The following is a 21,529-nucleotide window of genomic DNA, read 5'->3' as shown; positions in this document are numbered from 1 at the left end:
ATGTGCATAATTGTTACCTTGACCATGAATCGACTCGCCTCCATCCTGCCCTCCGCCCAAGTGCTTGTGAGTGTTGACGCCACGAGCAAGAAGCGTGCTTTTGAAGAAGCGGGTCTCCTGTTCGAGAGCCAGCACGGCCTGTCGCGCGCGCTGATCACCGACAGCCTGTTTGCGCGCGAGCGCCTGGGCTCGACCGGACTGGGCCATGGCGTGGCCATCCCGCACGGCCGCATCAAGGGCCTCAAGGCCCCGATGGCTGCCGTGTTCCAGCTGCTGCACCCCATCGGTTTCGATGCACCGGACGAGCAGCCGGTGGGCCTTCTGATCTTTCTGCTGGTGCCCGAAGCGGCGACGCAGAAGCACCTCGAAATTCTGTCCGAGATCGCGGAGCTGCTGAGCGACTCCGCACTGCGCGAAAAGCTCAAGTCCTGCACCGACGCGGCCGAGCTGCACGGCATGATCGCAGGCTGGCAGTCCACGCAGGCCGCCTGAGCCGTACCGGCGCTCGCTGCACACAACACTCCGCCAGCACCTTGTGAAGCCCAATGTTGTCAGCGCCGATGTTCTCTTCGAGGAATTCCGCGCGCCCCTGAAATGGGAATGGGTCGCCGGGCTCGGCGCCTCCGAGCGCCGCTTTGACGAAGTGGCCGTGCGCTCCGCGCGCTCCGGGGCTGACCTCGTCGGCTACCTGAACTACATCCACCCGTACCGCGTGCAGATCCTGGGCGAGCGCGAAATCGCGTATCTGAGCAGCGCATCGCCCGACGACTGCAAGCGCCGCATCGCCCGCATCGTGACCCTGGAGCCGCCAGTGCTGGTACTGGCCGACAACCAGACCGCGCCCGACGCGCTGGTCTCGATGTGCGAGCGCGCGCAGATCCCGATGTTCTCGACGCACGAGTCCTCGGCGTTCGTCATCGACGTGCTGCGCGCCTACCTGTCCAAGCACTTTGCCGACCGCACTACGATGCACGGCGTGTTCATGGACATCCTGGGGCTGGGGGTGCTCATCACCGGCGAATCGGGCCTGGGCAAAAGCGAGCTGGGCCTGGAACTGATCTCGCGCGGCAACGGCCTGGTGGCCGATGACGCGGTCGACTTCTACCGCATCAACCAGACCACCATCGAAGGCAAGTGCCCCGAGCTGCTGCAGAACCTGCTGGAAGTGCGCGGCATCGGCCTTTTGGACATCCGCGCCATCTTTGGCGAGACCGCGGTGCGCCGCAAGATGCGTTTGAAGCTCATCGTGCACCTGGTGCGCAAGGAAACGCTGGAGCGCGAATACGAGCGCCTGCCGTACGAGCCGCTCACGCAGGATGTGCTGGGCGTGCCCGTGCTCAAGGTCGTGATCCAGGTGGTCGCCGGCCGCAACATCGCCGTGCTGGTCGAAGCCGCCGTGCGCAACACCATCCTGAACCTGCGCGGCATCGACACCTACCAGGAATTCGTCGAGCGCCATCGCCGCGCCATGGAACGCGACACCGGCGGCTAAGTCAGTCTGCTATTGATTTGGTAGCTGTTTGCGCTGGATGGACAAACGGTAGAGCCTGTTTTGGCTCAAATCGGGCCTGTCAGAGTGCTTTTGCCCACCGAGCCGTTGCTCCGGGATTCGCTGAAACAGGACATCCCCACCCCAGCGCGAAGACACCAGCACCAGAGCACCCAGAGTGCCCAAGCGTCACAACCCATTTGCGCCCCGAGGCCGTAAATACTGGCGCTCCCCCAACGCCAGTGCACCCGTGGAACCGGCTCCGCCGGGCCACCGGGTGCGTCCCCTTGAGGGGAAGGCGCCGAAGGCGACTCAGGGGGGCGTTATTTGCTAGCACATGCCGCGCACTGGCCGTACAAGGCCATCGTGTGGTCGTGCACGATCCAGCCCTTGGCCTTGGCCACGGCCTGCTGGCGCTTTTCGATCTCGGGGTCGTAGAACTCTTCGACCTTGCCGCACGAGGTGCACACGAAGTGGTCGTGGTGCTGGCCTTCGTTGAGCTCGTACACCGCCTTGCCGCTCTCAAAATTGCTGCGGATCAGGATGCTGGCCTGTTCGAACTGGGTGAGCACGCGGTAGACCGTGGCCAGGCCGATGTCCGAGCGCTCTTCCAGCAGCACGCGGAACACGTCTTCGGCGGTCATGTGGCGCTGCGCGCCCTTCTGGAAAATCTCCAGAATCTTCAGGCGCGGCAGCGTGGCCTTGAGTCCCGTGCTTTTGAGTTCGTCGATGTTGGTCATGGCATGGTCTTTCGGGATACCGGCCTGGGCCCCGGGGTTCGGGGGCCTGCCGCTACAATGGGGCGATCATATCCTCAGCCCTTTTATCCATGCCCGTCAAAGCCACTTGCAGCGCCCGCCTGGTCCTGGTCCTTTTGATCGGTGCTGGCGTGGCCACCCTGGCCGGATGCGGTAGCTTCAACGGCGCCGGCACCCGCATCGCCAACATCGTCACCCCCTACAAGATCGACGTCGTCCAGGGCAATTTTGTCTCGCGCGAGCAGGTCGAAGCCCTGCAGCCCGGCATGAGCCGCCAGCAGGTGCGCGAGATCCTGGGCACGCCGCTGCTCACCAGCCTGTTCCACGCAGACCGCTGGGAGTACGTGTTCACGCTCAAACGTCCTGGCGAAGAAGTGCAGACCCGCAAGCTGACCGTGTTCTTCAAGGGTGATGTGCTGGACCGCTCCGAGGGCGACACCATGCCCACCGAGACCGAATTCGTGGCCACGCTGGGCTCCAAAGGGTCCAAGAGCAAGGTGCCGGTGCTCGAAGCCACGCCCGAGCAGCTGGCGCGCTTCCCGGCCTCGGCGCGGCCCACCACGCCACCCACGGCGGCCCCTCTGGAGCCCGCCTCCGTCAGTTACCCGCCGCTCGAAGCGCCTGCGCGCTGAGATCGAACGTGACCACGTTCTAGACCGGCACCGGCAGCGCGCACAGCCCGCGCTGCACCAACGATTAGGATTTTCATGACAGGGACATCAACCCCCGCTGCCACCGCTCCGTGCCGCGTGGCCGTGGCAGGCGCCTCCGGCCGCATGGGCCGCATGCTCATCGAAGCCATCCGCGCCACCGACGATCTGGTGCTGGCGGGCGCCCTCGACGTGCCGGCCAGTCCCGGCATCGGCTCGGACGCCACGGCGTTCCTCGGCCACGCCAGCGGCGTGGCCATCACGGCCGACATCGCCACGGGCCTCAAAAACGCCGACGTGCTGATCGACTTCACCCGCCCCGAAGGCACGCTGGCCCACCTGGCCGTGTGCAGCCGCCTGGGCGTGAAGGCCGTCATCGGCACCACGGGCTTCTCCGACGAGCAAAAGGCCGAAATCGCTGCCCACGCGCAGAACACCGCCATCGTGATGGCGCCCAACATGAGCGTGGGCGTCAACGTCACGCTCAAGCTGCTGCAGATGGCCGCCAAGGCCATGGCCACCGGCTACGACATCGAGATCATCGAGGCCCACCACCGCCACAAGGTGGACGCGCCCTCGGGCACCGCGCTCAAGATGGGCGAAGTCATCGCCGACGCCCTGGGCCGCGACCTCAAGGACTGCGCCGTCTACGCCCGCGAAGGCGTGACCGGCGAGCGCGACCCGTCGAGCATCGGCTTTGCGGCCATCCGCGGCGGCGATATCGTGGGCGACCACACGGTGCTGTTCGCGGGCATCGGCGAGCGCATCGAGATCTCGCACAAGTCCTCCAACCGCGCCGGCTATGCCCAGGGCAGCCTGCGCGCCGTGCGCTTCCTGGCAGAGCGCAAGACGGGCATGTTCGACATGTTCGACGTGCTCGATCTGCACTGATCCATGGACGCGCTGCACTGGTGGCGCCAGGGCGATGCGGTGACGCAGGTCACCGCCTTGCTGCTGCTGGCCATGTCGGTCGCGAGCTGGGTCGTCATCGTCTGGAAGCTGCGGCTCATGCGCCGCGCCAGCGCCGACGTGGCGCGCAGCACCGCCGCCTTCTGGCAGGCGCCATCGCTCGACCTGGCATCGCAACGTTTGCAGGCTTTTGACCGGGAAGCGCTGGTCCTGCCTCTTGTGGTTGCTGCAAATTCCATAGCAAACTCTTCCACGGCCGCACAGGCCAGCCTGGCCACACAGGGCAGCCTCGCCACGCAGCTCACCCGCGTGCTGCGCGACGCGCTGCACGGGGTGCTGGGGCGCCTGCAGTTCGGCCAGGTGATGCTGGCCACCGTGGGCTCCACCGCGCCCTTCGTCGGCCTGCTGGGCACCGTGTGGGGCATCTACCATGCGCTCACCGCCATGGCTGGGGCCGGGCAGATCACCATCGACCGCGTGGCCGGCCCGGTGGGCGAGGCCCTGATCATGACCGCCGCCGGACTGGCCGTGGCCATTCCCGCTGTGCTAGCCTACAACGTGTTCGGCCGGCTGATCGGGCGCATCGAAGCCGATTTGGAAGGCTTCGCACGCGATCTGCGCGAACTGCTGATCGACCAGGCGGTGGCGCGGGGGGCTTTGGCGCCCGCCGCAGGCACGGCCTGAGCCACTCCCCGGCACCTTCACCAGGACACCCCGCCATGGCTTTCGGACGGCTGGAACGCACCACGGGCCCGCAGCCCATGAGCGACATCAACATGACGCCGCTGGTCGACGTGATGCTGGTGCTGGTGGTCATCTTCATCCTGACCGCCCCGCTGCTGGCCAGCTCCATCCGGCTCGACCTGCCGCGCAGCGAAGGCGCCACGCCGGGCTCCGCACCCCAGGCCATCACACTGGTGGTGGACGCCAAGGGCCAGGCCTATCTGGACGACCAGCCCCTGAGCCAGCCCGCGCTGGCCGAGCGCCTGCGCCGCATCGGCGCCGAGCAGCCCGACACCGAAGTGCAGCTGCGCGCCGACGCTGCCGTACCCTATGGCCGCGTGGTCGAGGTCATGGGCGCGGCCCACTTGGCGGGCCTGCAGCGCATCGGTTTCGTGGCCGAACCGGCGCCACCTGCCGGGCCATCTACCGCGACATCTGCCGGGCCAACCTCCACGCCCGCGACCGCCTCGCAGCCGCCCCGCACGCCCTGAAATCGCGCCCGGCACGGCGTGCCGGCCCGGGTTGGCCATGGCGTGCTGCAATGACAGGCGCATGACCGCCTAAAATCCGCCCAGCGCAGCACCGCACGCGGCTGCACCCCCCTCTCACCCCGAGCCCCCATGCAAGACAAATATTCTCCCCAAGACGTCGAACGCGCCGCGCACGACCACTGGACCGCCACCGACGCCTACCGCGTGACGGAAGATACGAGCAAGAAGAAGTTCTACGCCTGCTCGATGCTGCCCTACCCCAGCGGCAAGCTGCACATGGGCCATGTGCGTAACTACACCATCAACGACATGCTGGCGCGCTACCTGCGCATGAACGGCCACAACGTGCTCATGCCCATGGGCTGGGACGCTTTCGGCCTGCCGGCCGAGAACGCGGCGCTCAAGAACGGCGTGCCGCCCGCCAAGTGGACGTACGAGAACATCGCGTACATGAAGCAGCAGATGCAGGCCATGGGCCTGGCCATCGACTGGAGCCGCGAGATCGCCACCTGCGACCCCGAGTACTACCAGTGGAACCAGTGGCTGTTCCTCAAGATGCTGGACAAGGGCATTGCCTACCGCAAGACCCAGGTCGTGAACTGGGACCCGGTGGACCAGACCGTGCTGGCCAATGAGCAGGTGATCGACGGCAAGGGCTGGCGCACCGGCGCCACGGTCGAAAAGCGCGAGATCCCGGGCTATTACCTCAAGATCACCGACTACGCAGACGAACTGCTCGACTTCGTGACCGGCGACAAGCTGGCCGGCTGGCCCGAGCGCGTGAAGCTGATGCAAGAGAACTGGATCGGCAAGAGCGAAGGCGTGCGCTTTGCGTTCACGCACGACGTCCGCGGCGACGACGGCGCGCTGATCGGCGACGGCAAGATGTACGTGTTCACCACGCGCGCCGACACCATCATGGGCGTGACCTTCTGCGCCGTGGCGCCCGAGCACCCGCTCGCCGCCCACGCCGCCAAGAGCAACCCCGCGCTCGCAGCCTTCATCGAAGAATGCAAGAACGGCGGCACCACCGAAGCCGAGCTCGCCACGCAAGAGAAAAAGGGCCTGCGCACCGGCCTGTTCGTCACCCACCCGCTGACCGAAGAGCAGGTCGAGGTCTGGGTCGGCAACTACGTGCTGATGAGCTACGGCGACGGCGCCGTGATGGGCGTGCCCGCGCACGACGAGCGCGATTTCGCCTTTGCGCTCAAGTACGACATCGAGATCAAGCAGGTCGTGCTGGTCGACGGCGAGAGCTTCAACTACCACCAGTGGCAAGACTGGTACGGCGACAAGCAGAACGGCGTGACCATCAACTCCGACAGCTTCAGCGGCCTGTCCTTTAAGGACGCCGTGAACGCCGTCGCCCATGCCCTGGAGCAAAAGGGCCTGGGCGAGAAGAAGACCACCTGGCGCCTGCGCGACTGGGGTGTGAGCCGCCAGCGCTACTGGGGCACGCCGATCCCGATCATCCACTGCGAGGAACACGGCGCCGTGCCGGTGCCTGAGAAGGATCTGCCCGTGGTGCTGCCGCAGGACTGCATCCCCGACGGCTCCGGCAACCCGCTGCACAAGCACGAAGGCTTCCACGCCGGCGTGACCTGCCCCGTGTGCGGCAAGGCCGCGCGCCGCGAGACCGACACCATGGACACCTTCGTGGACAGCTCGTGGTACTTCATGCGGTACTGCGACCCGAAGAACAACGACGCCATGGTGGGCGAAGGCACGGCCTATTGGATGCGCGACCAGAAGTCCGCCACCGGCGGCGCCGGCATGGACCAGTACATCGGCGGCATCGAGCACGCCATCCTGCACCTGCTGTACGCGCGCTTCTGGACCAAGGTCATGCGCGACCTGGGCCTGGTGACGGTGGACGAGCCGTTTGCGCAGCTGCTCACGCAGGGCATGGTGCTCAACCACATCTACTACTGGCGCGATGAAAAGGGCGGCAAGAACTACTTCCCGCCCGAAGCCGTCACGCAGGTGCTCGATGCGCAAGGCCGCATCGTGGGTGGCCGGCTGACCGAGGCCGAAGGCCAGTACCCGCAAGGCCTGCAGCTGGAATACGGCGGCGTCGGCAAGATGGGCAAGACCGAGCGCAACGGTGTCGACCCGCAGGATTTGATCGCCAAGTACGGCGCCGACACGGCCCGCCTGTACACCATGTTCACCGCCCCGCCCGAGGCCACGCTGGAGTGGAACGACGCCGCGGTGGAAGGCAGCTACCGCTTCCTGCGCCGCGTGTGGAACTTCGGTGTCAAGCTGTCTGCTATGGATATGGGAGCTGCTACCGCAAGCGTGGCAAGCGCTAGCAGCCTGAATGACGTCGAATTCGGCAAGGAGGCCAAGGCCCTGCGCCTGGAGATCCACAACGTGCTCAAGCAGGTGGATTACGACTACCAGCGCATGCAGTACAACACCGTGGTCTCGGGCGCGATGAAGATGATCAACGCGCTGGAGGACTTCAAGGCCGCCGACTCCGCCGGTGCCCAGGTCGCGCTGATCGAAGGCTTCGGCATTCTGTTGCGCGTGCTGTACCCCGCCACGCCGCACATCGCGCACACCCTGTGGAGCAGCCTGGGCTACGCCAACCACCTGGGCGACCTGCTCGACGCGGCCTGGCCGCAGGTCGATGCGGGCGCGCTGGTGCAGGACGAGATCGAGCTCATGCTGCAGGTCAACGGCAAGCTGCGGGGCTCCATCCGCGTGCCGGCCCAGGCCGACAAGGCCGAGATCGAGCGCGTGGCCCTGGCCAGCGAAGCCTTCACCGCACAAGCGGCAGGCGCGGCCCCCAAGCGCGTGATCATCGTGCCCGGCCGCCTCGTGAACGTGGTGATTTGACTGACTGGACCATGAAGCGACCACTCCCTGGTGCGCATCGCATCTGCAGGCCCGGGCCGCACCGGGTGGATCGCTTCTGGTCGCGCGACCTCAATGAATGACTGATATGCAAAGACGTACGCTGCTGACCTTCGCCCCCGCCGCCTTGCTGGTCGGATGCGGCTTTCGCCTGCGGGGCGTGCCGGAGTTCGGCTTCGAGACGCTCTACATCGCCGCGCCCGCGGCCTCGCCCCTGGCCCGCGAACTGCAGCGCACGCTGGCCGGCTCGGGCGGCAAGCTGCAGGTGGTGCGCGAGGCCACCGGCCTGACCACCGCCCAGGCCATCATGGACCTGGTGCAAGAGCAACAGGAGCGCGTGGTGGTGGGCCTGAACGCGTCCGGCCAGGTGCGCGAGTTGCAACTGCGCCTGCGCGTGAAGTTCCGCCTGCGCACCCCCGCCGGCGTGGAGCTGATCCCCGAAACCGAGCTGCTGCAGCAGCGCGACATCAGCTACAACGAAACCATCGCCCTGGCCAAGGAAGCGGAAGAAGCGCTGCTGTACCGCAACATGCGCACGGACATCGTGCAGCAGCTGCTGCGGCGCTTGGCTGTGGTCAGGCTTTGATCGATTTTTGAACGGTCGCGTCCCGCTGGGCGCTGCCGGGTGGATTTCTGTCTTTCGCCCGCTGCAGGTCAATACTGGCGCGCCCCAAAGCTAGAGCAGCCGCGCAAGGGCCGCCCCGCCGCGCTGGCTGCGTCCCCCTTCCCGAATCGCGCAGCGATTCGAGAGAAGGGGCTGAGGGCCGCGGCTCCGAGCCTGCCTGCGCAGGCTTGGACGGCCCGAAGAGCTGCCGCCTCTGGCGGCCAGCACCGAGGCGCGCAGCGCCTCAGGGGGATCGCCTCATGAGCGTGCTTTTTCCGAACAACGACTCCACCAGGTCCACCGCCAGCACCGCCGTGCGGTTGCGCACATCGAGCGCCGGGTTGACCTCCACGATGTCCAGCGAGGCCAGGCGCCCGCTGTCGGCGATCATCTCCATGCACAGCTGCGCCTCGCGGTAGGTCGGGCCGCCGGGCACCAGCGTGCCCACGCCGGGCGCGATCTCCGGGTCCAGAAAGTCCACGTCGAAGCTCACGTGCAAGTGGGTGTTGTCGTCCACACCCGCCAGTGCCTGCTGCATGGTGGCGCGCATGCCCATCTCGTCGATGTAGCGCATGTCGAAGACCTCCAGGCCCTGCTCGTGCACGAACCGTTTTTCGCCCGCATCCACGCTGCGGATGCCGATCTGGCGGATCTGGCCGGGCGTGAGGGCAGGGCGCCCGCCGGGCATGCCGGCCAGTTGCGTCAGCTCGGCCGGGCCAAAGCCGCACAGGCAGGCCACCGGCATGCCGTGCACGTTGCCGCTGGGGGTCAGGGCGCTGGTGTTGAAGTCGGCATGCGCGTCGAGCCACAGCACGCGCAGGGTCTTGCCCACGTCGAGGCAGTGGCGCGCCACCGCGCTGATGCTGCCCAGGCCCAGGCAGTGGTCACCGCCCATCAGGATGGGCAGGTGGCCCTGCTGCAGCTCGGCGTACACCGCATCGAACACATGCTGGTTCCACGCCACCACCTCGGCCAGGTGCCGGTAGCCGGCGTCGGGCGGCTGCCAGGGGTTGGCGGGGCCGTTGAGGTTGCCCCGGTCGACCACGGTCAGGCCATGGCTCTCCAGCGCGGGCTGCAGGCCTGCCACCCGCAGGGCTTCAGGCCCCATGGAGGCGCCGCGCGCGCCAGCGCCGACGTCGGTGGGGGCGCCGATGAGGCTGATGGCGGGCGCCGTGGGATGGGGCGAGGGAGTCATGGAAAAAGCCTTTGTGGGGAGCTGAAGGGGGCGGTGCATCCGGGGTCGGGGTGCGCCGTGGTGGCGGGATTGTCTGCGCAGCGCGCGCCAATGAACAGTCAGACAGCTGCTCCATCGGGCGCGTGCGCTGTGCAATATGCGGGCTGGCGCTGGCGATCTGCGCAGTGTGGGCCTGCTGATGGGCGCGTTGGCAGGCGTCCGCAGTCCGTGGCATAGAGCCGAGGCGATAAACTTTGCCGCATGCAACTCGCCCTGGCCCAACTCTCCAACCACCTCCAAAAGGGCCTGTCGCCGCTGTACGTGCTGCACGGCGACGAACCTCTGCTGCAGCAGGAGGCGGCCGACAGCATCCGCGCCGCGGCACGGGCGCAGGGCTACACCGAGCGCAGCAGCTACACGGTGGCGGGCGCTCACTTCGACTGGAGCGCGGTGCTGGCGGCGGGCGGCAGTCTGAGCCTGTTCGCCGACAAGCAGATCGTGGAGATCCGCATCCCGTCGGGCAAGCCCGGCAAGGACGGCAGCGTGGCCCTGCAGCAGGTGGCCGACGCGGCGCGCGGCAACGACAGCACGCTCACGCTCGTCATGCTGCCGCGCCTGGACAAGGCCACCCGCAGCGGCGCCTGGTTTGCCGCGCTGGAGGCCAACGGCACCTCGATCCAGATCGACACCATCGAGCGCGGCATGCTGCCGCAGTGGATCGCCCAGCGCCTGGCCGCGCAGGGCCAGCGCGTGGTGGCGGGTGAGGAGGGCCAGCGCACGCTGCAGTTCTTTGCCGACCGTGTTGAGGGCAACCTGCTGGCCGCCCATCAGGAGATCAGCAAGCTGGCGCTGCTGCACCCGGCGGGTGAACTGAGCCAGGCCCAGGTCGAGGCAGCGGTGCTTAACGTGGCGCGCTACGACGTGTTCAAGCTGTCCGAGTCCGTGCTGTCGGGCCAGACCGCGCGCGTGCAGCGCATGCTCGACGGCCTCCAGGCCGAGGGCGAGGCAGAAGTGCTGGTGCACTGGGCGCTGGCCGAGGACATCCGCGCCCTCAAGCGCGTGAAGGACGCGATGAACGCCGGCCGCCCCCTGCCCATGGCCCTGCGCGAGAACCGCATCTGGGGAGCCAAGGAAAAGCTGTATGAGCGCATCCTGCCCAAGGCCAGCGACGCCGCCCTGGCACGCCTGCTGCAGTCGGCCCACACGGTGGACGGCATCGTCAAGGGCCTGAAGGTACCCGACTGGCCGCAGAACGGCTGGCAAGCGCTGCAGCGGCTGGCGTTTCAGGTGTGCCGGCTGACGCAGGCGGCGCGGTGAGCGATTGCCGCGAATCCGGGTTGATTGGCTAGAACTGGCGGATCAGGATTGCAAACTTTGTGGGAGGCCCTATGCGCCCAGGTTGGAACCCCGCTCGACGAAACAGAAATGCAGGTACCAAGGCGCATGGGCATGGGGTGGACAATGAGTTCTCCATCCCGGAGTCCTGGAATGACTCCAAGTGCTATTGGGAAAGACTGAGTTCGTACACCGTCGTCACGAGGCTGGTCGGGGCGCGCGAAGTTCGATTTTTTGTAGAGCCGACGCGGCCCGATTGGTTTTATCCGTGCACAGTCGATGATATTTGCGCGGTCCTGGCGCGTTGCCCTGCCGATGTGCTCGACGCCTTTGATTTCATCGTGTTGCGGCAGCCAACGCGCAAGCAGCGAATTTTGTGCCCTGTGTGGGGCCGCGCCATTTTTGTGTTCGATATGGATCGGTACCAGGGGCGGGCCATTGTTATCGAGGCGCAAGACCTGACGCCCATTGATTGGAGCGAATCGGTCGACCCGGAAAGGGCGCGTGAGCTCGAGCGCTTGCGCCGAGATGGGCACGGCATTCACCGTATCCGCAAGGGCATTCAGATTCGGGTGACGCCCACCTCGTTGCGCAACACGGTGCTGTATCGCACTTTGTTCCATGAGATAGGCCATCACGTGGATCACGACCGGTCTTGCGTGTCCGATTGGGAGGGAAAAACCCGAGCCACCAAAGAGGACTATGCGCACCGGTTTGCGCAGGAACTGCATGACAGGCTGGCAGCGTTGGGCGCGCTGCCTTTTGCGCCCATCATCGACGAACGATCGCTGCTGGCAGACGGGCTTCAGCAGGAGTGGTTCTGCTTGCCCTAGCGCGTTGCCGCGCTCAGGCGATGGCTGCCCGCGCCTTCTCCACCCACATCCGCAGGCTGTCCACCAGGTCTTTCTGGCTGAAGGAGCAGCTTTCTTCCGAGAACAGCGCGCTGGATTCCAGCCGGTCGAGCAGGCCGTGCAGCACCTCGGCGTAGCGCGGGGGCAAGGCGGCCAGCAGGTCGGTCTGGGCGCGGGCGGTGGTGCTCAGGGCGGACGCCGACAGCGTGCCGTGGCTGAAGGCTTCCAGGGCGTCGTGGACAGGTTGGAGCAGGTGGGCGCGGGTCATGGGCGGCTCTGGATGCGGGCGATGGGGGCGGGGTGGCAAGGGTAACAGGCGCTCAATGGGCCGCACAGAGGGTATCTGCGGCAAAATCGCCGGATGAACGCCCTCAACGTCGCTGAATACACGCACACCCTCGGCCTGCAGGCCAAAACGGCCTCGGCGCTGATGGCCAAAGCGCCGGCAGCTATCAAAAACAATGCGCTCAAGGCGCTGGCCCGCCTGCTGCGCGAAAACGTGGAGGCGCTACAGGTCGACAACGCCCGGGACCTGGACCGTGCCCGCACCGCCGGGTTGGCCGAGCCGATGGTGGACCGCCTCAAACTCAGCCCCAAGGTGCTGGAGACCTGCGCCGAAGGCTGCGAGCAGCTGGCGGCCATGCCCGACATCATTGGCGAGATCCTGGGCATGAAACAGCAGCCCAGCGGCATCCGCGTGGGCCAGATGCGCGTGCCGATCGGCGTGTTCGGCATGATCTACGAGAGCCGGCCCAACGTGACCATCGAGGCCGCGTCGCTGTCCATCAAGAGCGGCAACGCCTGCATCCTGCGCGGCGGCTCCGAAGCCATCGATTCCAACAAGGCGCTGGCCAAGCTGGTGCAGCAGGCGCTGGCCGAGGCCGGCCTGCCGCAGGACGCGGTGCAGCTGGTGCAGACCACCGACCGCGAGGCCGTGGGCCAGCTCATCGCCATGCCGCAGTTCGTGGACGTGATCATCCCGCGTGGCGGCAAGGGCCTGATCGAGCGCATCAGCCGCGATGCCAAGGTGCCCGTCATCAAGCACCTGGACGGCAACTGCCACACCTATGTGGACGACCCCTGCGACATCGCCATGGCGGTGAAGGTGGCCGACAACGCCAAGACGAACAAGTACAGCCCCTGTAACGCGAGCGAAGGCCTGCTGGTGGCGCGCGGTGTGGCGGCCGACTTCCTGCCCAAGATCGGCGCGGTGTATGCCGCAAAGGGCGTGGAGATGCGCGGCTGCCCCGAGTCGCTGGCCATCTTGAAGAACGTGGCCGGCGCCCAACTGGCCCAGGCCACGGAGCAGGACTGGAGCGAGGAGTACCTCGCACCCATCATCAGCGTGAAGATCGTGGCGGGCGTGGACGAGGCGATCGCCCACATCAACCACTACTCGAGCCACCACACCGACGCCATCCTGACCACCAACCACCTGCACGCCCAGCGGTTCCTGCGCGAGGTGGATTCGGCCAGCGTGATGGTGAACGCCAGCACGCGCTTTGCCGACGGCTTCGAGTACGGCCTGGGGGCCGAGATCGGCATCAGCACCGACAAATTCCACGCGCGTGGGCCGGTGGGCCTGGAGGGGCTGACCTCGCTCAAGTACGTGGTGCTGGGCGATGGCGAAGTCCGCGTTTGATTTGCTCTTGTTTTGATAGCTGCTGGCGCTTGCTGATCAAGCGGTAGGAGCCAAAAACACATGAAAATCATCATCCTCGGAGCGGGCCGCGTAGGCCAGAGCGTGGCCGACAGCCTGGTGTCCGAGCGCAACGACATCACCGTCATCGACACCAATGCCGAGCGCCTGCGCGACCTGGAGTCGCGCTACGACCTGCGCGGCGTGGTGGGCAGCGGCATCGAGCCCAACGTGCTGGCCGAGGCCGGCGCGCACGACACCGACCTGCTGATCGCCTGCGCTGCGCAGGACGAGACCAACCTGGTGTGCTGCAAGATCGCGCAGCTGATGTTCAACATCCCCAAGCGCATCGCTCGCGTGCGGTCCACCGGCTTCGAAGGCGAAGAGCGCCTGGTGGGCCCCGAGGGCTTTGCGGTGGACCGCATCATCTGCCCCGAAGAATCGCTCACCCGTTACATCGCCAAGCTCATCGACTACCCCGAGGCCATGCAGGTGCGTGAATTCGCCGGGGGCCGGGCCTGCCTGGTGTCGGTGCGCGCACGCGTGGGGGCGCCCATGGTGGGCCACACCATCGGCGACCTGCGCGACAAGGCGCCCGAGCTGGCCATGCGCATGGTGGCCATCTACCGCCGCTTTCCGGACGAGCCCGACCGCTTCATCGCCTGCGATGGCCGCACGCGCATCGAGCCCGGCGACGAGGTCTTCGTGCTGGCCGCGCAGGAGCGCATTGCCGATGTGCTGGGCGCCCTGCACCGCCCGCAGGGCCAGCCCTCCAAGCCAGTGCGCCGCATCATGATCGCCGGCGGCGGCCGGGTAGGGCTGCGCCTGGCGCGGCAGCTGGCGCAGGCGCCGGGGCGCTTCAACATCAAGATCATCGAGGACCACGCGGAGCGCTGCGTGGAGCTGGCGTCGTCCCTGCCCACCAACGTGCTGGTGCTGCAGGGCGACACCACCGACGAGGACCTGCTGGGCGATGAGGGCATCGAAGAGGTAGACCTGTTCCTCGCGCTCACCGACGACGACGAGGACAACATCATGTCCTGCCTGCTGGCCAAGCGCATGGGCGCCAGCCGGGTGCTGGCGCTCATCAACCGGCGCAGCTATGCCGACCTGATGCACGGCACGCAGATCGACATCGCGCTGTCGCCCGCGCAGGCCATGCTGGGCGAGCTGCTGGCCTATGTGCGCCAGGGCGATGTGCAGGCGGTGCACAGCCTGCGCCGGGGCGTGGCCGAGGCGCTGGAGATCGTGGTGCGCGGCGACCGCAAGAGCTCGCGCGTGGTGGGCCGCAAGGTGAGCGATCTGCAGCTGCCGCGCGACGTGCACATGGGCCTGATCGTGCGCGGCCTGCCCGACGCCCACGACGCCGCCGAAGGGGCGCCGCAGGACCTGCGCGAGCCCGAGGTCATCATCCCGCGCAGCTCCACCGTGATAGAGAGCAACGACCACGTGGTGTTCTTCCTGCCGCACAAGCGGCTGGTGCGCGACGTGGAAAAGCTGTTCCGCGTGAGCGCGACGTTCTTCTGACGCGGCGTCCCCTCTCTCCGTCTTCAACCCACAAGCAGGCACTTCCCATGGTGGACATGTTTCCCGTCCTGCGCGTGCTGGGCATCCTCATCATGATCTTCTCGTTGTCGATGGGCGTGCCGCTGGCGGTGTCGCTGTGGACGCGGGACGGGGTCTGGCACGTGTACCCGATGGCCATGGCCGCCACGCTGGCCGCGGGTGCGTGGCTGTGGTGGCGGTTGCGCCTGTTCCGCCAGGAGCTGCAGCCGCGCCATGGCGTGATGCTGGTGTCGCTGGTCTGGCTGCTGCTGCCGCTGTCGGCTGCGGTGCCGCTGATGCTGGCCGGGCACCACATCGGGCGGCCGATGTCGTTCACCTACGCGTACTTCGAGGCCGTGTCGGGGTTGACCACCACGGGCTCCACGGTGCTGGCGGGGCTCGATACGCTGCCGGTGTCGGTCAACGTGTGGCGCACCTTTTTGCAGTGGATGGGCGGCATGGGCATCCTGATCCTGGCCGTGGCCGTGCTGCCACTGCTGGGCGTGGGCGGCAGCCAGCTCTTCAAGGCCGAGGCGGCGGGGCCGCTGAAAGACACTAAGCTCACGCCACGCATGACCGGCACGGCCAAGGGCCTGTGGGGCGTGTATGCGCTGTTCTCGGTGGCCTGCGGGCTGGCGTTCTGGCTGGGGGGCATGCGCCCGCTCGATGCGCTGATGCACATGTTCGCCACGGTGAGCCTGGGCGGGCTCTCGTCGCACGACGCGAGCTTCGGGTACTTTCAGTCGCCGCTGCTGGAGGCGATCTGCATCGTCTTCATGCTTGTGGCCAGCTGCAACTTCGCGCTGTACTTCATCGCGATCCGCAAGGGGCAGTGGAGCGGCTTCTGGGGAGACCCGGAGCTGCGCGCCACGCTGCTGACCCTGGTCGGCGGCGGTCTGCTGGTGTCGCTGCTGCTGTGGGCCAAGGGGGTGTACGAGCCGCTCGTGGCCCTGCGCCACGGCATGTTCAACCTGGTGTCCATGGCCACGACGACCGGGTTCGCCACGGTGGACTACCTGGCCTGGCCGGTGTTCGCGCCGGTGTTCATGCTGCTGCTGTCGGGCGTGGCCACCAGTGCCGGGTCCACGGGCGGGGGCATCAAGATGGTCCGCATGCTCATCCTCGTCAAGCAGGCGCGCCGCGAGATGAACCGCCTGGTGCACCCGCGTGCGGTGCAGCCGGTGCGGCTGGGCGACGCGGTGGTGGACAACCGGGTGATTTTCTCGGTGCTGGCCTTCATGCTGGTGTATGGCGGCACGGTCTTTGGCCTGTCAATGGTGATGCTGCTGACCGACCTGGACCCGGTGACCGCGTTCTCGGTGGTGCTGGCCAGCGTGAACTGCGCGGGGCCGGGGCTGGGCATGGTGGGGCCGGCGTCCAACTACGCGGTGCTGACCGACTTTCAGATCTGGGTGTGTACGCTGGGCATGCTGCTGGGCCGGCTGGAGATCCTGAGTTTCATGGCCCTGCTCACGCCCGCTTTCTGGCGCCGTTGACCCCGCGGGCTGCCGCGCCGCCTTGCGAAAAGAGAAGGCGGCCCCAAATCCCTACAATTCGTCGCAATTTGCTTCCCCAAGGGCACCTATGGTTCCGCATCTCATCACGGCCCTCACCGGGCCGATCAACGAACTTGAACAGCGCATCCTGGACTCGATGCCCGCCATCGAACGCTGGTTCAGGCTGGAGTGGATGGAGCACACGCCCCCGTTCTACACCTCGGTGGACATCCGCAATGCGGGCTTCAAGCTCGCACCCGTGGACACCAACCTGTACCCCGGCGGCTGGAACAACCTGACCAAGGAGATGCTGCCCCTGGCCGTTCAGGCCGCCATGGCCGCCATCGAGAAGATCTGCCCCGAGGCGCGCAACCTCCTGATCATTCCGGAAAACCACACGCGCAACACCTTCTACCTGGCCAACGTGGTGCAGCTGCAGCGCATCTTCAACATGGCGGGCCTGAACGTGCGCGTGGGCTCCATCAGCCCCGAGATCAAGAAGCCCACGCTGATCGAGCTGCCCAACGGCGACACGGTGACGCTGGAGCCCGTGGTGCGCACCAAGGGCCGGCTGGGGCTCAAGAACTTCGACCCGTGCACCATTTTGCTGAACAACGACCTGTCGGCCGGGCCCCCGGGCATCCTGGAAGACATCCACGAGCAGTACCTGTTGCCCCCGCTGCACGCGGGCTGGAGCGTGCGCAGGAAGAGCACCCACTTCAAGAACTACGAAGAGGTGGCCAAGCGCTTCGGCAAGATGCTGGGCATCGACCCCTGGCTCGTGAACCCCATGTACAGCCAGTGCGACGGCGTGGACTTTGCCGAAGACAAAGGCATGGACAAGCTGCAGACCACGGTGGACGCGCTGCTGACCAAGGTGCGCCGCAAGTACAAGGAATACGGCATCAACGAAAAGCCGTTCGTCATCGTCAAGGCCAACAACGGCACCTACGGCATGGGCATCATGACCGTGCGCGATGCCAAGGAGCTGGACGCGGTCAACCGCAAGACCAAGAACAAGATGGCCGTCATCAAGGATGGCCAGCCGGTCAACGACCTCATCATCCAGGAAGGCGTGCTGACGCAGGAGCGTGTGCATGAAGCCGTGGCCGAACCCGTGGTCTACATGATGGACCGCTATGTGGTGGGTGGCTTCTACCGTATGCATGCCGAGCGCGGCGTGGACGAGAACCTGAACGCCCCGGGCGCGAGCTTCGTGCCGCTGGCCTTCGAGCACAGCACGCACATGCCCCAGCCCGGCGTGCGTCCCGGGGTGAGCGCGCCCAACCGCTTTTACATGTACGGCGTGGTGGCGCGCCTGGCCATGCTGGCCGCCAGCTACGAACTGGAAGCCACCAACCCCGACGCCGAGATCTACGACTGAGGTGAATGGACCCCCTGAGGCGCTGCGCGCCTTCCCCCACGGGGGACGCACCCCGTGGCCTGGCAAAGCCAGTTCCACGGGTGCACTGGCCTTGGCCGCGCCAGTTTATGCACCTGGGTGGCGCGCGCAACGCAATGGATCGCTGCGACGGATTTGCACGCAATAACTCCACACCGTTCACACCGGTCGGGCTGAGCCTGTCGAAGCCTTGCGTGGCGCTGCCGTGGCGGCCATGCCATGTCTGCGGTGCGCTGCCAAGCCGTGAATCACCGCCGAGTTGCTGCGCTGCAACATAGTGCAAGCCCTCCAGACGCGGCCGGGGGCACAGGCGCACAATAGCGTTCCCAAAAGTAACGGAACCCCGCCAGACTCTGCGTGGGGTAGGTCAGTGCAAAGCTCCAAATCATCGCTCGCAGCGCTCACGCTGGGCGCCATCGGTGTTGTGTACGGCGATATCGGCACCAGCGTGCTGTACGCCATGAAGGAGGTGTTCGGGTCCGGCCATGTGCCGTTCACCCAGGACAACATCTACGGTGTCCTCTCCATCTTCTTCTGGACGCTCACGGTCATCGTGTCGCTCAAGTACGTGGTGCTGGTGCTGCGGGCCGACAACCACGGTGAAGGCGGGCTCATCGCCATGCTGGCCCTGGCCTCGCAGGCCGTCAAGGACAAGCCCCGGCTGCGCTCGGTGCTGCTGGGCGTGGGCATCTTCGGCACATCCCTGTTCTATGGCGACGGGGTCATCACGCCCGCCATCTCGGTGCTGTCGGCGGTAGAGGGGCTGGAGGTCGTCTCGCCCCACTTCAAGCAGTATGTGATCCCGCTCACGCTGATCGTGCTGTTCTGCCTGTTCGTCGTGCAAAAGCGCGGCACGGGCGGCATCGGCAAGTTCTTCGGGCCCATCACGCTGATCTGGTTCATCACCATTGCGGCACTGGGCGTCTCGCACATCGTGGGGCACCCTGAGATCCTGTGGGCGCTGAGCCCGCACCATGCCCTGGGCTTCATGTGGGCCAACCCGGGCACCAGCTTCATCATCCTGGGCGCGGTGGTGCTGTGCGTGACCGGCGCCGAGGCGCTGTACGCCGACCTGGGGCACTTCGGCAAACGGCCCATCCGTCTGGCGTGGTTCGGCGTGGCGATGCCGGCGCTCACGCTCAACTACTTCGGCCAGGGCGCGCTGCTGCTGGCGGAGCCCGAGGCCGTCAAGAACCCGTTCTACATGATGGCGCCCGACTGGGCCCTGATCCCGTTGGTCATCATGGCCACCATGGCGACGGTAATCGCGTCGCAGGCGCTGATCACCGGCGCCTTCAGCGTGACCAAGCAGGCCATCCAGCTCGGATACCTGCCGCGCCTGAACATCCAGCACACCAGCGTGCGCGACACCGGCCAGATCTACATGCCGCTGGTGAACTGGGGGCTGTTCGTGGCCATCGTGCTGGCGGTGGTGATGTTCCGCTCGTCGAGCAACCTGGCCGCCGCGTATGGCATTGCCGTCACGCTGGACATGCTGATCACCACCATCCTGACCTTCTTCGTGATTCGCTACGGCTGGGGCTACCCGCTGGCGCTGTGCATCGCCGCCACGGGCTGCTTCTTCGTGGTGGACCTGGCGTTCTTCGCATCCAACCTGCTCAAGCTTTTTCAGGGCGGCTGGTTCCCGCTCATGATCGGCGGCATCGTGTTCGCCTTCATGATGACCTGGAAGGAAGGGCGCCGCCTGCTCAACGACAAGCTGCGCGCCGATGCCATCGATCTCAAGGATTTTCTGGAGTCGGTGTTCATCAGCCCGCCCACGCGGGTGGAGGGCACGGCGGTGTTTCTGACGGCGGAGGTGGGTGCGGTGCCCAATGCGCTCTTGCACAACCTCAAGCACAACAAGGTGCTGCACCAGCAGAACCTGTTCGTCACGGTGCACAACCACGAAACGCCGTGGATCGGCCTGGACAAGCGCCTGCAGGTCGAGTCGCTGGGACATGACTGCTGGCAGGTGGTGATCCACTACGGCTTCAAGAACGACCCCGATCTGCCGCGGGCCCTTGAGCTGCTGCGCGGCCGCGGCTGCGAGCTGGAGCCCATGACGACCAGCTACTTCCTGTCGCGCGACACCGTCATCCCCACCATCGGCAGCGGCATGGCGCCCTGGCGCGAGAAGCTGTTCGCCCAGATGCACCACAACGCCAGCGGCGCGGCGGACTTTCTGCACCTGCCCAACAACGCGGTGGTCGAGCTGGGGTCGAAGATCGAGATTTGATCGCGGCGCGACCGGATATGTGCCGGATGTGTGCCAAGTTTTCAGTCTTTTAGGCCTCTACCGCCTGTCCAACAAGCGCTACCAGCTATATAAAACATAGCATTCGTGCTGCGCAGGGCTGGGTGCCAGAATCCAGTCCATGCAATTTTTCAAAGACCTGAGCCTGTCGTCGTTTACCGCGGGCTTCGTCGCGGTGCTGGTGGGGTTCACCAGTTCGGTCGCCATCGTGTTCCAGGCGGCACAGGCTTTTGGTGCCACACCGGCGCAGATCACGTCCTGGATGTGGGCGCTGGGGCTGGGCATGGGGTTGTGTTCGCTGGTGCCTTCGCTGCTGCTGCGCAAGCCCGTGATGATTGCCTGGTCCACCCCCGGTGCGGCGGTACTTGCCACCGCCGGCCTCGCAGGCGGCTTCAGCATGGGCGAGGCGGTGGGTGCTTTCATGGTCAGTGCCACGCTGGTCGCGCTGGCCGGCATGACGGGCTGGTTCGAGCGGGTCATGAACCGCATTCCTATGGAGATCGCAGCGGCGCTGCTAGCGGGTGTGCTGGCGCGGTTCGGCCTGCAGGCCTTTGCGGCGGCGCAGACGGCGCTGCCGCTGGTGCTGACCATGCTGGTCGTCTACCTGTTTGCACGCAAGTTCGCTGCGCGTTATGCGGTGGTGATCACGCTCGCAATCGCGGTGATCTTCGTGGCGCTGCAGGGGCAGATGGCCTGGTCTGCGGTGCACCTGGAGCTGGCCCTGCCGGTTTTTACTGCGCCAGTGTTCAGTCTGCCTGCGGCCATCAGCCTGGCGCTTCCGCTGTTCGTGGTGACCATGGCCTCGCAAAACCTGCCGGGTGTGGCGGTGATACGCGCTTCGGGCTACGACCTGCCCATCTCCCGGTTGATCACCCTGACCGGCGTGGCCACCCTGGTGCTCGCACCCTTTGGCGCGTTTGCCCTCAACTTCAGCGCCATCACCGCCGCCATGTGCATGGGCCCCGAGGCGCACGAAGACCGCCGCCGTCGCTACACCGCAGCCGTGTCGTGCGGCGCACTGTACGTGGCCATCGGCCTGTTCGGCGCGGTGATCACCGGCTTGCTGACGGCCTTCCCCCAGGAATTGGTCGTGGCCATCGCAGGCCTGGCCCTGCTCGGCACCATCGGCAATGGCCTGGCCGTGGCCGTTCGCAGCGAGGAGCACCGCGAGGCGGCGTTGATCACCTTCCTGGTCACCCTGAGCGGCGTGGTCATAGCCGGAGTGGGGTCGGCCTTTTGGGGTGTGGTCGCGGGCAGCTTTGCGCTATTTGTGCAACAGTACAGGCGTTCGCCGGCCCGAGGAGCCTGACGCGGGCCCCCGGCTGCACCTGCAGCGGCTGGCGGCCC

Annotated in this window: 19 protein-coding genes; 16 read left to right on the top strand and 3 right to left on the bottom strand. The window is 66.5% G+C overall.

The features are described 5' to 3' along the window. Nucleotides 1-24 precede the first annotated feature (24 nt). Entirely contained in the window at nt 25-492 is a 468-nt protein-coding gene (locus tag ACSQ3N_RS24505) for a PTS sugar transporter subunit IIA (RefSeq protein WP_056166771.1), read from the top strand. A 43-nt stretch (nt 493-535) separates the two neighbouring features. Next, nucleotides 536-1,492 carry an HPr(Ser) kinase/phosphatase gene (gene hprK / locus ACSQ3N_RS24500; RefSeq protein WP_056166774.1) on the top strand — a complete coding sequence of 319 codons (957 nt, stop codon included), beginning with the start codon at nt 536-538 and terminating at the stop codon, nt 1,490-1,492. Between the two features lie 320 nt (nt 1,493-1,812). Here the strand turns inward: hprK and fur are convergent, their stop codons facing one another. Beyond that, complete coding sequence (fur, locus tag ACSQ3N_RS24495; RefSeq protein WP_436147707.1) at nt 1,813-2,229, bottom strand: ferric iron uptake transcriptional regulator; 417 nt, start codon at nt 2,227-2,229, stop codon at nt 1,813-1,815. An 89-nt stretch (nt 2,230-2,318) separates the two neighbouring features. On the opposite strand from fur, the gene ACSQ3N_RS24490 reads away from it, so the two are divergent. The 6 genes from ACSQ3N_RS24490 to ACSQ3N_RS24465 all read left to right on the top strand — a co-directional run bounded on the left by ACSQ3N_RS24490 (nt 2,319) and on the right by ACSQ3N_RS24465 (nt 8,465). After that, nucleotides 2,319-2,879: an outer membrane protein assembly factor BamE gene (locus ACSQ3N_RS24490; protein WP_436147706.1), complete on the top strand. Its 561-nt coding sequence runs from the start codon at nt 2,319-2,321 to the stop codon at nt 2,877-2,879. Between the two features lie 75 nt (nt 2,880-2,954). Further along, complete coding sequence (dapB, locus tag ACSQ3N_RS24485) at nt 2,955-3,788, top strand: 4-hydroxy-tetrahydrodipicolinate reductase (protein WP_436147705.1); 834 nt, start codon at nt 2,955-2,957, stop codon at nt 3,786-3,788. Between the two features lie 3 nt (nt 3,789-3,791). After that, nucleotides 3,792-4,490 (top strand): MotA/TolQ/ExbB proton channel family protein, encoded by a 699-nt coding sequence (locus ACSQ3N_RS24480; RefSeq protein WP_436147704.1) that lies wholly within the window; start codon nt 3,792-3,794, stop codon nt 4,488-4,490. A gap of 35 nt (nt 4,491-4,525) precedes the next feature. After that, a complete protein-coding gene (locus tag ACSQ3N_RS24475; protein WP_436147703.1) occupies nt 4,526-5,020 on the top strand; it encodes an ExbD/TolR family protein in 495 nt (164 codons plus the stop codon). A 129-nt stretch (nt 5,021-5,149) separates the two neighbouring features. Beyond that, on the top strand, nt 5,150-7,861 hold the full coding sequence (gene leuS / locus ACSQ3N_RS24470; RefSeq protein WP_436147702.1) for a leucine--tRNA ligase: 2,712 nt from the start codon (nt 5,150-5,152) through the stop codon (nt 7,859-7,861). Nucleotides 7,862-7,967: 106 nt separating this feature from the next. After that, a complete protein-coding gene (locus ACSQ3N_RS24465; protein ID WP_056166793.1) occupies nt 7,968-8,465 on the top strand; it encodes an LPS-assembly lipoprotein LptE in 498 nt (165 codons plus the stop codon). A 262-nt stretch (nt 8,466-8,727) separates the two neighbouring features. On the opposite strand, the gene rocF is transcribed toward ACSQ3N_RS24465, so the two are convergent. Then, nucleotides 8,728-9,678 carry an arginase gene (gene rocF / locus ACSQ3N_RS24460; protein ID WP_436147701.1) on the bottom strand — a complete coding sequence of 317 codons (951 nt, stop codon included), beginning with the start codon at nt 9,676-9,678 and terminating at the stop codon, nt 8,728-8,730. 240 nt (nt 9,679-9,918) lie between these two features. Between rocF and holA the strand changes: the two genes are divergently transcribed. Both holA and ACSQ3N_RS24450 read left to right on the top strand, forming a co-directional pair. After that, complete coding sequence (holA, locus tag ACSQ3N_RS24455; protein WP_436147700.1) at nt 9,919-10,974, top strand: DNA polymerase III subunit delta; 1,056 nt, start codon at nt 9,919-9,921, stop codon at nt 10,972-10,974. 137 nt (nt 10,975-11,111) lie between these two features. After that, the gene (locus tag ACSQ3N_RS24450) at nt 11,112-11,825 is read left to right on the top strand and encodes an ImmA/IrrE family metallo-endopeptidase (RefSeq protein ID WP_436147699.1); all 714 of its coding nucleotides are present in this window, start codon (nt 11,112-11,114) and stop codon (nt 11,823-11,825) included. Between the two features lie 13 nt (nt 11,826-11,838). Here the strand turns inward: ACSQ3N_RS24450 and ACSQ3N_RS24445 are convergent, their stop codons facing one another. Beyond that, nucleotides 11,839-12,111 (bottom strand): hypothetical protein, encoded by a 273-nt coding sequence (locus ACSQ3N_RS24445; protein ID WP_056411454.1) that lies wholly within the window; start codon nt 12,109-12,111, stop codon nt 11,839-11,841. A gap of 93 nt (nt 12,112-12,204) precedes the next feature. On the opposite strand from ACSQ3N_RS24445, the gene ACSQ3N_RS24440 reads away from it, so the two are divergent. The 6 genes from ACSQ3N_RS24440 to ACSQ3N_RS24415 all read left to right on the top strand — a co-directional run bounded on the left by ACSQ3N_RS24440 (nt 12,205) and on the right by ACSQ3N_RS24415 (nt 21,491). Then, a complete protein-coding gene (locus tag ACSQ3N_RS24440) occupies nt 12,205-13,485 on the top strand; it encodes a glutamate-5-semialdehyde dehydrogenase (protein ID WP_436147698.1) in 1,281 nt (426 codons plus the stop codon). Nucleotides 13,486-13,545: 60 nt separating this feature from the next. Further along, nucleotides 13,546-15,009: a Trk system potassium transporter TrkA gene (gene trkA, locus ACSQ3N_RS24435; RefSeq protein WP_436147697.1), complete on the top strand. Its 1,464-nt coding sequence runs from the start codon at nt 13,546-13,548 to the stop codon at nt 15,007-15,009. A gap of 47 nt (nt 15,010-15,056) precedes the next feature. Then, a complete protein-coding gene (locus ACSQ3N_RS24430) occupies nt 15,057-16,523 on the top strand; it encodes a TrkH family potassium uptake protein (protein WP_436147696.1) in 1,467 nt (488 codons plus the stop codon). 88 nt (nt 16,524-16,611) lie between these two features. Continuing rightward, nucleotides 16,612-17,907: a glutamate--cysteine ligase gene (gene gshA, locus ACSQ3N_RS24425; RefSeq protein ID WP_056166816.1), complete on the top strand. Its 1,296-nt coding sequence runs from the start codon at nt 16,612-16,614 to the stop codon at nt 17,905-17,907. Between the two features lie 388 nt (nt 17,908-18,295). After that, nucleotides 18,296-20,164 (top strand): potassium transporter Kup, encoded by a 1,869-nt coding sequence (locus ACSQ3N_RS24420; protein ID WP_436147695.1) that lies wholly within the window; start codon nt 18,296-18,298, stop codon nt 20,162-20,164. A gap of 139 nt (nt 20,165-20,303) precedes the next feature. Then, a complete protein-coding gene (locus ACSQ3N_RS24415) occupies nt 20,304-21,491 on the top strand; it encodes a benzoate/H(+) symporter BenE family transporter (RefSeq protein ID WP_436147694.1) in 1,188 nt (395 codons plus the stop codon). Nucleotides 21,492-21,529 lie beyond the last annotated feature (38 nt).

It is taken from the genome of Acidovorax sp. LjRoot194 (assembly GCF_964253015.1).
Taxonomy (GTDB): Bacteria; Pseudomonadota; Gammaproteobacteria; order Burkholderiales; family Burkholderiaceae_C; genus Acidovorax.
Note: the sequence above shows the minus strand (reverse complement) of the source record. Positions and strands in the feature narration are given on the sequence as shown.

Excerpts from the sequence above, each read along its gene's own strand:
- ACSQ3N_RS24505 (WP_056166771.1), top strand. The coding sequence starts at position 25 with ATGAATCGACTCGCCTCCATCCTGCCCTCCGCCCAAGTGCTTGTGAGT.
- fur (WP_436147707.1), bottom strand. The coding sequence starts at position 2,229 with ATGACCAACATCGACGAACTCAAAAGCACGGGACTCAAGGCCACGCTG.
- ACSQ3N_RS24490 (WP_436147706.1), top strand. The coding sequence starts at position 2,319 with ATGCCCGTCAAAGCCACTTGCAGCGCCCGCCTGGTCCTGGTCCTTTTG.
- dapB (WP_436147705.1), top strand. The coding sequence starts at position 2,955 with ATGACAGGGACATCAACCCCCGCTGCCACCGCTCCGTGCCGCGTGGCC.
- ACSQ3N_RS24480 (WP_436147704.1), top strand. The coding sequence starts at position 3,792 with ATGGACGCGCTGCACTGGTGGCGCCAGGGCGATGCGGTGACGCAGGTC.
- ACSQ3N_RS24475 (WP_436147703.1), top strand. The coding sequence starts at position 4,526 with ATGGCTTTCGGACGGCTGGAACGCACCACGGGCCCGCAGCCCATGAGC.
- leuS (WP_436147702.1), top strand. The coding sequence starts at position 5,150 with ATGCAAGACAAATATTCTCCCCAAGACGTCGAACGCGCCGCGCACGAC.
- ACSQ3N_RS24465 (WP_056166793.1), top strand. The coding sequence starts at position 7,968 with ATGCAAAGACGTACGCTGCTGACCTTCGCCCCCGCCGCCTTGCTGGTC.
- rocF (WP_436147701.1), bottom strand. The coding sequence starts at position 9,678 with ATGACTCCCTCGCCCCATCCCACGGCGCCCGCCATCAGCCTCATCGGC.
- holA (WP_436147700.1), top strand. The coding sequence starts at position 9,919 with ATGCAACTCGCCCTGGCCCAACTCTCCAACCACCTCCAAAAGGGCCTG.
- ACSQ3N_RS24445 (WP_056411454.1), bottom strand. The coding sequence starts at position 12,111 with ATGACCCGCGCCCACCTGCTCCAACCTGTCCACGACGCCCTGGAAGCC.
- ACSQ3N_RS24440 (WP_436147698.1), top strand. The coding sequence starts at position 12,205 with ATGAACGCCCTCAACGTCGCTGAATACACGCACACCCTCGGCCTGCAG.
- trkA (WP_436147697.1), top strand. The coding sequence starts at position 13,546 with ATGAAAATCATCATCCTCGGAGCGGGCCGCGTAGGCCAGAGCGTGGCC.
- ACSQ3N_RS24430 (WP_436147696.1), top strand. The coding sequence starts at position 15,057 with ATGGTGGACATGTTTCCCGTCCTGCGCGTGCTGGGCATCCTCATCATG.
- gshA (WP_056166816.1), top strand. The coding sequence starts at position 16,612 with ATGGTTCCGCATCTCATCACGGCCCTCACCGGGCCGATCAACGAACTT.
- ACSQ3N_RS24415 (WP_436147694.1), top strand. The coding sequence starts at position 20,304 with ATGCAATTTTTCAAAGACCTGAGCCTGTCGTCGTTTACCGCGGGCTTC.